Annotated in this window: 13 protein-coding genes; 11 read left to right on the top strand and 2 right to left on the bottom strand. The window is 27.9% G+C overall.

What is annotated here, in order from left to right:
* Nucleotides 1-216: 216 nt before the first annotated feature.
* From rsmG to Q0Y03_RS14690, 5 genes are all read left to right on the top strand, one after another.
* On the top strand, nucleotides 217-936 hold the full coding sequence (gene rsmG / locus Q0Y03_RS14710; RefSeq protein ID WP_297714557.1) for a 16S rRNA (guanine(527)-N(7))-methyltransferase RsmG: 720 nt from the start codon (nucleotides 217-219) through the stop codon (nucleotides 934-936).
* A 184-nt stretch (nucleotides 937-1,120) separates the two neighbouring features.
* Nucleotides 1,121-1,891 carry a nucleoid occlusion protein gene (gene noc / locus Q0Y03_RS14705; protein WP_297714556.1) on the top strand — a complete coding sequence of 257 codons (771 nt, stop codon included), beginning with the start codon at nucleotides 1,121-1,123 and terminating at the stop codon, nucleotides 1,889-1,891.
* Nucleotides 1,892-2,043: 152 nt separating this feature from the next.
* Complete coding sequence (locus Q0Y03_RS14700) at nucleotides 2,044-2,805, top strand: AAA family ATPase (RefSeq protein ID WP_297714555.1); 762 nt, start codon at nucleotides 2,044-2,046, stop codon at nucleotides 2,803-2,805.
* 13 nt (nucleotides 2,806-2,818) lie between these two features.
* Nucleotides 2,819-3,706 (top strand): ParB/RepB/Spo0J family partition protein, encoded by an 888-nt coding sequence (locus Q0Y03_RS14695; RefSeq protein ID WP_297714554.1) that lies wholly within the window; start codon nucleotides 2,819-2,821, stop codon nucleotides 3,704-3,706.
* 38 nt (nucleotides 3,707-3,744) lie between these two features.
* Entirely contained in the window at nucleotides 3,745-4,248 is a 504-nt protein-coding gene (locus Q0Y03_RS14690) for a DUF4446 family protein (RefSeq protein ID WP_297714553.1), read from the top strand.
* An 81-nt stretch (nucleotides 4,249-4,329) separates the two neighbouring features.
* Here Q0Y03_RS14690 and yyaC read toward each other — a convergent pair whose 3' ends face one another.
* Nucleotides 4,330-4,902, bottom strand: a complete 573-nt coding sequence (yyaC, locus tag Q0Y03_RS14685; RefSeq protein ID WP_297714552.1) for a spore protease YyaC — start codon at nucleotides 4,900-4,902, stop codon at nucleotides 4,330-4,332.
* A gap of 62 nt (nucleotides 4,903-4,964) precedes the next feature.
* Nucleotides 4,965-6,122 (bottom strand): aminotransferase class V-fold PLP-dependent enzyme, encoded by a 1,158-nt coding sequence (locus Q0Y03_RS14680; RefSeq protein ID WP_297714551.1) that lies wholly within the window; start codon nucleotides 6,120-6,122, stop codon nucleotides 4,965-4,967.
* A 183-nt stretch (nucleotides 6,123-6,305) separates the two neighbouring features.
* On the opposite strand from Q0Y03_RS14680, the gene Q0Y03_RS14675 reads away from it, so the two are divergent.
* The 6 genes from Q0Y03_RS14675 to rpsR all read left to right on the top strand — a co-directional run bounded on the left by Q0Y03_RS14675 (nucleotide 6,306) and on the right by rpsR (nucleotide 8,762).
* Nucleotides 6,306-6,545 (top strand): DUF3343 domain-containing protein, encoded by a 240-nt coding sequence (locus Q0Y03_RS14675; protein WP_297714550.1) that lies wholly within the window; start codon nucleotides 6,306-6,308, stop codon nucleotides 6,543-6,545.
* Nucleotides 6,546-6,565: 20 nt separating this feature from the next.
* Nucleotides 6,566-7,450, top strand: coding sequence for a mechanosensitive ion channel family protein (locus Q0Y03_RS14670; protein WP_297714549.1), 885 nt, complete (start codon nucleotides 6,566-6,568; stop codon nucleotides 7,448-7,450).
* Nucleotides 7,451-7,460: 10 nt separating this feature from the next.
* Nucleotides 7,461-7,652 (top strand): DUF951 domain-containing protein, encoded by a 192-nt coding sequence (locus Q0Y03_RS14665; protein ID WP_133015145.1) that lies wholly within the window; start codon nucleotides 7,461-7,463, stop codon nucleotides 7,650-7,652.
* Between the two features lie 100 nt (nucleotides 7,653-7,752).
* Nucleotides 7,753-8,040 carry a 30S ribosomal protein S6 gene (gene rpsF / locus Q0Y03_RS14660; RefSeq protein WP_133015217.1) on the top strand — a complete coding sequence of 96 codons (288 nt, stop codon included), beginning with the start codon at nucleotides 7,753-7,755 and terminating at the stop codon, nucleotides 8,038-8,040.
* A gap of 13 nt (nucleotides 8,041-8,053) precedes the next feature.
* The gene (gene ssb, locus Q0Y03_RS14655) at nucleotides 8,054-8,485 is read left to right on the top strand and encodes a single-stranded DNA-binding protein (protein WP_297714548.1); all 432 of its coding nucleotides are present in this window, start codon (nucleotides 8,054-8,056) and stop codon (nucleotides 8,483-8,485) included.
* Nucleotides 8,486-8,519: 34 nt separating this feature from the next.
* Nucleotides 8,520-8,762: a 30S ribosomal protein S18 gene (gene rpsR / locus Q0Y03_RS14650; RefSeq protein WP_005209834.1), complete on the top strand. Its 243-nt coding sequence runs from the start codon at nucleotides 8,520-8,522 to the stop codon at nucleotides 8,760-8,762.
* Nucleotides 8,763-8,936: the final 174 nt, after the last annotated feature.

Raw genomic sequence — 8,936 nt, 5'->3', positions numbered from 1 at the left:
TGATTATATATAAGTAAATAGGTTATAATTGAATCCACAATAACGACATCCTTTCATGGTTATTTTTGTTTTGTAAGAGATTCAATTTTAACATGAAATTAGGGGGTCGTTGTTTTTTTATACAAAAAAACTTGCGAAACCTTGATATATAAAGATTTAAAAAGAGAAGTAGTGTAGAAAACTTTACACTAACAAAAATAAGCAGGAGGACTAAGAATGGAATTTTTTGAATTAATGAAGACAGCTTCAAATGATGCAGGACTAGAGTTTACGGAATTACAATATGAACAATTTATTAAATATATGAGACTTCTTCAAGAATGGAATGAAAAAATAAACTTAACTGCTATAACGGAAGATGAAGAAGTTGTTAAAAAGCATTTTATAGATTGTATTAAAGCATTTAAGTCAGAGCAAATAAAAAGTGCTAAAACTATAATAGATGTTGGAACAGGAGCTGGTTTTCCAGGACTTCCAATTGCAATTATGAATCCAAATGTGGAAGTAACTCTTTTAGATTCTTTAAATAAAAGAATTAACTTTTTAAATCTTGTAGTTAGGGAGCTTGGTTTAAAGAATGTAAAAACAATTCATTCTAGAGCAGAAGATGGAGCTAGAAAGCCAGAATTAAGAGAAAAATTTGATATTGCAACATCAAGAGCTGTAGCAAATATGGCAGTTTTATCTGAATTTTGTATGCCATATGTAAAAAAAGGTGGTTATTTTGTAGCATTAAAAGGTCCAGCTATTGATGAAGAGCTTCAAAATGGAAGTAATGCCATAAAAATATTGGGTGGAGAATTACAAGGAATAATAGAAATATCTATTGAAGAAACTGATTTAAAACACAATATAGTAGAAGTAAAGAAAGTAAAGAATTGTCCCAAAACTTATCCAAGAAAAGCGGGAACAGTTAGTAAAAAGCCTTTACAATAGTAGTCGATAGAGGATAAAATTATTTTAATGGAAATAAGATTAATTTATAATAAATAGATTAAGGAATATAACATTCAATATAAATTTATTTTAAAAATATACATAGAAATAAATCGTAGCAATATCTCTGTTAAAATATGGAATTAGTTGTTGATTAACAAATTATGAGGGATGGTCGTACAGTATGAATAAAGAAATAACAAACATAAGGGTTGATAATATTTTTCCTAATGCATATCAACCAAGAAAGTTTTTTAAAGAAGAAGCACTAGAAGAATTAAGCCAATCAATAAAAGAACATGGTATAATTCAACCTATTACTGTAAGAAAAATGGGAGATAAATTTGAGTTAGTTGCTGGAGAAAGAAGATGGAGAGCGGCTAGGATGGCAGAGCTTGAAGTTGTTCCGTGCAATATAATTGAAATTACGGATACTCAATCAGCAGAAATTGCATTATTAGAAAATTTGCAAAGAGAAAACTTAAATTTTATGGAGGAAGCTGAGGCATATTATAACTTAATTAATGAGCATAATTTTACTCAAGAAGAATTAGCTAAAAGAATGGGAAAAAAACAATCTACTATAGCTAATAAATTAAGATTACTTAAACTAAGTGAAAAAGTAAGAATACTATGCCTTGAAAATAATTTAACAGAAAGACATGCAAGAGCACTATTAAGTTTACCAGATGAGAAGTTACAATTAAAGGTTGTAAAAAAAGTAATAGCTAACTCTTTAAATGTAAAAAAGACTGAAGAGTTAATTAATACTGAACTATTAAAGTTAGCTGGCGAACAAATGAAGAAAAGAAAAGGAAAAGGTGTTTTACCTGGAAAGTTATATGTTAATACTATAAAACAAGTATTAAGTAAATTTAATATTCCAGCAGAATACAAACTTCAAGATAAAGAAGAGTGTATTGAAATAACAGTTTCTATCCCTAAAAATAAATAAAGAAAGCACTCTTTTGAGTGCTTTTTTATGTTTCACGTGAAACATTTATACAAAATTTACTTTAAATTTATCAGGGCTATCTTTAATTATTATATAAAAATATATATAATATAAGTATGGGAAGGGGGTGAAGTCCTAAAATAGGGCTTTATATGAAAAAGATATGTATTTTTAATCAAAAAGGTGGAGTAGGAAAAACTACTACTAATATTAACTTATGTGCTTATTTAGCAATGGAAGGTTACAAAGTATTGACAATCGATATTGATCCGCAGGGTAATACCACAAGTGGATTTGGAATAGATAAAAGAAATTTAGATTATTCTATGTATGATGTACTTACAGCAAATGTACCATTAAAAGATGTTATTATAAAAAGTGAATTAATTACTAATTTATACATAGCACCATCGACTATGGAATTAGCAGGTGCAGAAGTTGAAATAATTGATGTAAAGGATAGAGAAACTATACTTTTAAGAGAAATTGCATCTATACAGGATCAATATGATTTTATATTTATAGATTGTCCGCCTTCATTAGGTGTTTTAACAATTAATGCTTTAACAGCAGTTGATTCTGTGTTAATACCTATACAATGTGAGTTTTATGCACTAGAAGGTGTAGGGCAATTAATTAATACAGTACAATTGGTAAAAAAATCGTTAAATAAGTCATTGGATATAGAAGGTGTACTTATGACGATGTACGATTATAGAACTAATTTAAGCAATGAAGTATATGGGGAAGCAAAAAATTTCTTTACTGATAAAGTATATAAAACAACTATTGCTAGAAATATAAGATTAGCAGAAGCACCAAGCTTTGGATTGCCAATTATGCTTTATGATGAAAAGTGCAAGGGTGCAGATGCTTATAAGCGTTTTGCAAAAGAATTTTTAAGTAAGCAGTAGGAGAGGTAAAGATATGAGTAAAAAATTTGGATTAGGTAAAGGTCTAAATGCTCTTATACCAGAAGATACTATTTTAGGTACATTAGATGCTAAGGTAGAAAAAGCTAAGGATATTAAAGAAAATAGTTCTATATTAATAGATATTAATTTAATTAAGAGTAATGAGGGTCAACCAAGAAAATCTTTTGATGATGAAAAAATATTGGAGTTAGCAGAATCAATTAAAAGTAATGGAATAATACAGCCATTAATATTAAAAAAAGTTGATGATGAGTATATTATTGTAGCTGGGGAAAGAAGATGGAGAGCAGCTAAATCTATCGGATTTAAAGAGGTACCTGCAATAGTAATGAATTTAACTGAAAAACAAATTTTAGAAATATCATTAATTGAAAATATTCAAAGAGAAGATTTAAATTCTATTGAAGAAGCATTAGCATATAAAAAATTAATAAATGATTTTAACTTAACACAAGAGGAGCTAAGTAAAAGAATAGGAAAGTCACGTGTTACAATAACTAATACTTTAAGATTATTAAATCTTAGTGAAGATGTTCAACAGTATATTATTGAGGGTGTAATTTCAGAGGGGCATGGTAGAGCTTTGTTAGGAATAACTGATAGTAAAGTTCAATGTGAATTAGCACAAAGTGTTATTGATGATAAGTTATCAGTAAGAGAATTAGAACTTTTAATAAGAAAGTTAAAGACTAGTCCTACAAGAGCTAAAACAAAGATAGCAAATGAAACTAACCCATATTATAAGGATGTAACTTATAAGTTAGAAAACTACTTTGGAACAAAGGTCAATATAACAAATAAAAATAATAAGGGTAAGATAGAGATTGAATACTACTCTGAAGAGGATTTACAAAGAATATTAGAAATAATTAATTTATAAAATGTTTCACGTGAAACATTTGAAGGGAAGTAGCATAAATGGATAGCATAATAAATATAATTAATGAATATTCAATCTTAATAATAATAGGATTAGCAATAATAACATTATTACTTTTTATAATTACAATGATCTTATTAGTATCTGTAAAAAAATTAGAGAAAAAATATAGAAAGATGATGAGAGGCGTTAACAATAAGAATTTAGAGCAAATGCTTAAGGATAATCTAGATAATATTGAAAAAGCCATAAATAAATCTCAAGAAGCAATTAATGAATGTAAAAATGTTTCAAAAGAACTAAAAGGTTGTGTTAATAAGGTTGCTATAATGAGATATAAGGCTTTTGAAGATGTAGGTAGCGATTTAAGCTTCTCAATTGCAATATTAGATTCATATAACGATGGTGTTATTATAACTGGAATATATTCTAGACATGATAGCACTACATATGCTAAACCGATAGATAAAGGAATATCAAGATATGATTTATCTGAGGAAGAGTTACATGTTTTAAATGAGGCTATTAATAGCAGAAATTAAAATGATAAAAAATGCGGTTATTTAAATAGCCGCATTTTTTATTTCTAATTATGATTAATAAAGATTAAGTATAATAAATTTTTAATCAAAAGATATTAAGGTGTTATTTGATAAAGCTTTACTTATAAAATAAGATATAGCATTTGAAATACAATCAGCTAGAGACATGACAACAAATAATCTAGTATTTTGTAACATCATGAAGTCTAAATTACCAGATATATTAACTACACCTTTCATATTCATTTCACCTACTTCTGGTAAATCTTTATCTAAAGCTAAACCAGGATGAAGAGGAGAATCTTCAATAAATACTTTTCCTATATTTTGGACATTACCAAGAGAGGCATCTATTCCAATAATAAAAGGATTTATAAAGTTAGATTTAATTTTATTTAAAACTTCAGATAAGTTAATAGAATGAACAGGATATTCTAAAGAGCCATAGATATAAATATTCTTTCTTTCAATATTTTTAAGTTTATATCCAATTAGAGGGCCTAATGAATCACCAGTTGCTCTATCAGTTCCAATACATAAAAATATTATAGGTCTATTTTCTATAAAAATATCTTTAAGCTTTATATATAAATATTCCCCTAATTCGTGAGAAGAATTAGGGGAGAATGAATCTACACAAAAACAATTATCCATGTCATAACCTCCTTATTGAAAGTATCGACAAGAATAATATAACTTATTCATCAGTAAAAAATTTACTTATAAATTGAATTTATTTTATTTAAAGAATCTATTGTGTATTTAATTTCTTCTAATGTATTAAAGTAACCTAAACTAAGTCTAACAGTTCCATTAGGGTAAGTGCCTAGAGTTTTATGAGCTAATGGAGCACAATGTAATCCACTCCTATTATTAATATTAAAATCAGATTCTAAAATATAAGATAACTCGCTAACATCTAATTTAGAATGTGTTATTGATACGCAAGATGTTGCAGATTTTTTATCTAGAGGACCACTTATTGTATAGTTAGGCATATTAAGAATTCCAGCTATTAAATAAGATCTTAAATAGCTGTTATGTTCATAAATTGTATTTAAACCTTCAGATTTAATAAATTTAATTGCTTCATATAAACCTACTATTCCAGGTATGTTTAATGTTCCAGATTCGAATCTATCAGGTAAAAAGTCAGGTTGAATTAGTGAGTGTGATAAGCTACCAGTGCCTCCTAATATTAATGGATCACAAATTTCATTTAATTTATCATCAATAATAAAACCACCTATTCCTTGAGGTCCTAATAGACTTTTATGACCAGTAAAAGCTAGAGCGTTTAATGATAAATCTTTAAAGTTAATATCTAGTATACCTGCACTTTGGGCACTATCTAATATAAAATATATTCCAAGTTTTTTACATAAATCTCCTATTTGCTTTATTGGTTGAATTGATCCTACAACGTTAGAAGCATGATTAATAACTATTAATTTTGTATTAGGTTTAACTAGTTTTTCTATATCTTTTATATCTACAATTCCAAGAACATTTGCATTAACTATGTCTAGCTCTATATTTAAAGTGTTTTTTAAATTATATAGAGGTCTAATAACTGAATTATGCTCCATAGAAGATGTTATTACATGGTCGCCAGATTTTATTATTCCATTTAATAAAATATTCAATGAAGATGTAATGTTATTTGTAAATATTACATTTTCAGGTTTATCATAATTAAACAAATTACAAATTTCTTCTCTTGCCAGATATACTGATCTATTAGCTTCTAATGCATTAGAGTGATTTGATCTTCCAGGGTTTCCACCAATGTTAGTTAAATAGTTATATATCGAATCAGCTACAATCTTTGGTTTAGGAAATGATGTGCTTCCATTATCTAAATATACCTTCATTCTTTTCTCCTTTTATATACACGTAAAATATTCTTTCTTATATTATAATAAAATAAATAAATAAAATTGCAATAAATTGTTAGAAAAATATGTAATTTTAAAATAGTAATATTTAATATATTTATTAAAAAATAAAAATAGATATAATATAATTAATATATAGTTTTGAGGAGGAAATAAAAAATGAATTATTATATTATAGTATTTAAAAATACTCATGATGCAATGTCTGCAGAACAAAAGTTAAGTGGATTAAACTACAAGTTTAGAATAATGCCTACACCAACTTTAATTACTCAAAGTTGTGGGATTTGTATTAGGATAGAAGATGAAGAAGAATTAAATAAAATAATTAGTAGTAATATAATTGAATTTAAGAATATATATAAGAAAGAAGAAGCTAAGTATATAGTAATTAAGTAGATAAAGAGGGTAATCACTATATGGATGGATTTACGGCGTTTGCTAGTATAAGTAAAAAAATATTTGATTTTTTTAGTAAGAGAATAGATTTAGATGCTATATTTGAAAAAATTATATCAATTATATTCATATCAATTATAATGTATTTTTCAATAAGAATAGGAAACAAACTTATAAAGAAGTTTGTTGATAGACAGGTTGCTAGCAAGACTAGTTTTTCTTTAGAGCCGCAGAAGGCATTGACTATAGGAGAAGTATTAAAAAGTGTTTTAAAGTATACAGTGTATATAATAGGTATAGGATCTATGCTATATGATATATTAGCTAAAATACCTGTAGCATTAGCTAGTGCTGGAGGATTTGCAATAGGTCTTGGAGCACAAAGCTTAGTAAAGGATCTTATTAATGGATTTTTCGTGTTATTTGAAGATCAGTATGGAGTTGGTGATCATGTAACTATTGGACAGTTTTCAGGAATAGTAGAGAGTATTGGTATAAGAACAACTGTTCTAAGAGATTTTACAGGAGACTTACATTTAATACCCAATGGATCAGTGTTAGAAGTAACAAATCATTCAAGAGGAGATATAAGATTTGTAGTTGATGTTGAAATAGCTTATGAAGAGAATGTAGATAAAGCTATAGAGGTAATTAAGAGAACTAGTGATTTATTTGAGGAAAAACATAAAGATAAGTTAAGAGGTAAAGTTGAGGTATTAGGGGTACTTTCTTTAAATGCTTCAGGAGTAACAATTAGAGTTGTTGGTAGATCAGAACCATTAAGTCAATGGGAAATGGAAAGAGAATTAAGAAAAGATATAAAAATAGCTTTAGATGAAGCAGGAATAGAAATTCCATATCCAAAAACAACTATTATAAATAAAAATAATAATAATAATATTTAGGGGGATAAGTATGATTGAAACATTTGATTTAGGTGATATTGTTGAAATGAAAAAACAACATCCTTGTGGTAGCAAAGAATTCGAAGTAATAAGGCTAGGTGCTGATATTAAAATAAAGTGTGTTGGATGTGGTAGAATTGTTATGATACCACGTTTAAAGTTCCAAAAAGATGCAAAAAAGGTTGTTAAATCTAATAATTGAAATAAAAATACTTGAAAATAGTAGAATAAAGTGATAAAATTTAAAATTGTAATCCCTGCTACAGTAAAATGTAGCCGTTAGTCCAAAGGAGGTGAAAATGATGAGAAAGTACGAAACTATATTTATATTACACCCATCATTAGATGAAGAGGCTGTTAAGGCTGGAATCGAAAAATTCCAAGGTGTTATAGAAAACGGTGGAGGAAAAGTTGAAAATGTTGATTTCTGGGGTAAGAGAAAGCTTGCTTATGAAATAAACAAAGTTAACGAAGGTTACTATACTTTAATTAACTTCGAAGCTAATCCTGAATTACCAAAAGAGTTAGACAGAGTTTTCAGAATTACTGATGGTGTTATAAGACACATAATCGTTAAAAACGAAGCGTAAGAGGTGTATTGAAATGAATAAAGTTATACTTATTGGTAGACTTACTAAAGATCCAGAATTAAGATATGCGGCAGGTAGCGGTACTGCAGTTTGTAGATTTACTGTTGCTATAAATAGACAATTTAAAAAAGATGAAACAGATTTTATAAATTGTGTAGCATTTGGAAAAACTGGAGAAACAATTACACAATATCTTACAAAGGGTAGACAAATTGCTGTTACTGGAAGCATAAGAACAGGTAGCTATGATGCTCAAGATGGAACTAAAAGATACACTACTGATGTAGCTGTAGAAAGTTTCGAGTTCATAGGTTCTAATGCTAGTGAAGGTAATAATAATTCATACTCAAGAAATTCTGATAACGCATGGAGTGCTCCAACAGAAAGTCCTGATATGGGATTTGGAGATATGACTCCAGTAGATGATGGTGATATGCCATTTTAAAAAAAGTCTAATTATTTTATAAGGAGGGAACATCATGAGAGAAATGAAAAGATCTGGAAAGATGAGAAGATCTAAGAGAAAAGTATGTGCTTTCTGTGTAGATAAAGCTGAATCAATAGATTACAAAGATATCAACAAACTAAGAAAGTTTGTTACAGAAAGAGGTAAGATTCTTCCAAGAAGAATTTCTGGTACTTGCGCTAAGCATCAAAGACAATTAACAGATGCTATCAAGAGATCAAGAAACATAGCTTTATTACCATTCACAACTGAATAGTAATAAGTTTATTAGCCCCTGATTTTCAGGGGCTTTTATTGTATAAATGAATACTACCTGCTTTGCAGGTATGTTCAGAGTAGCTTAAGCGGTGAGTATATAAAAAAACTCCTTTTGTCAATAATTAAAAAAGGTTCGCAGCCCAATTTAATAGACAAAAGGAGGATCCATATA

Source organism: Clostridium sp. (genome assembly GCF_026168755.1).
Classification (GTDB): Bacteria; Bacillota; Clostridia; order Clostridiales; family Clostridiaceae; genus Clostridium.
This window is presented reverse-complemented; position numbering and strand designations above follow the sequence as displayed.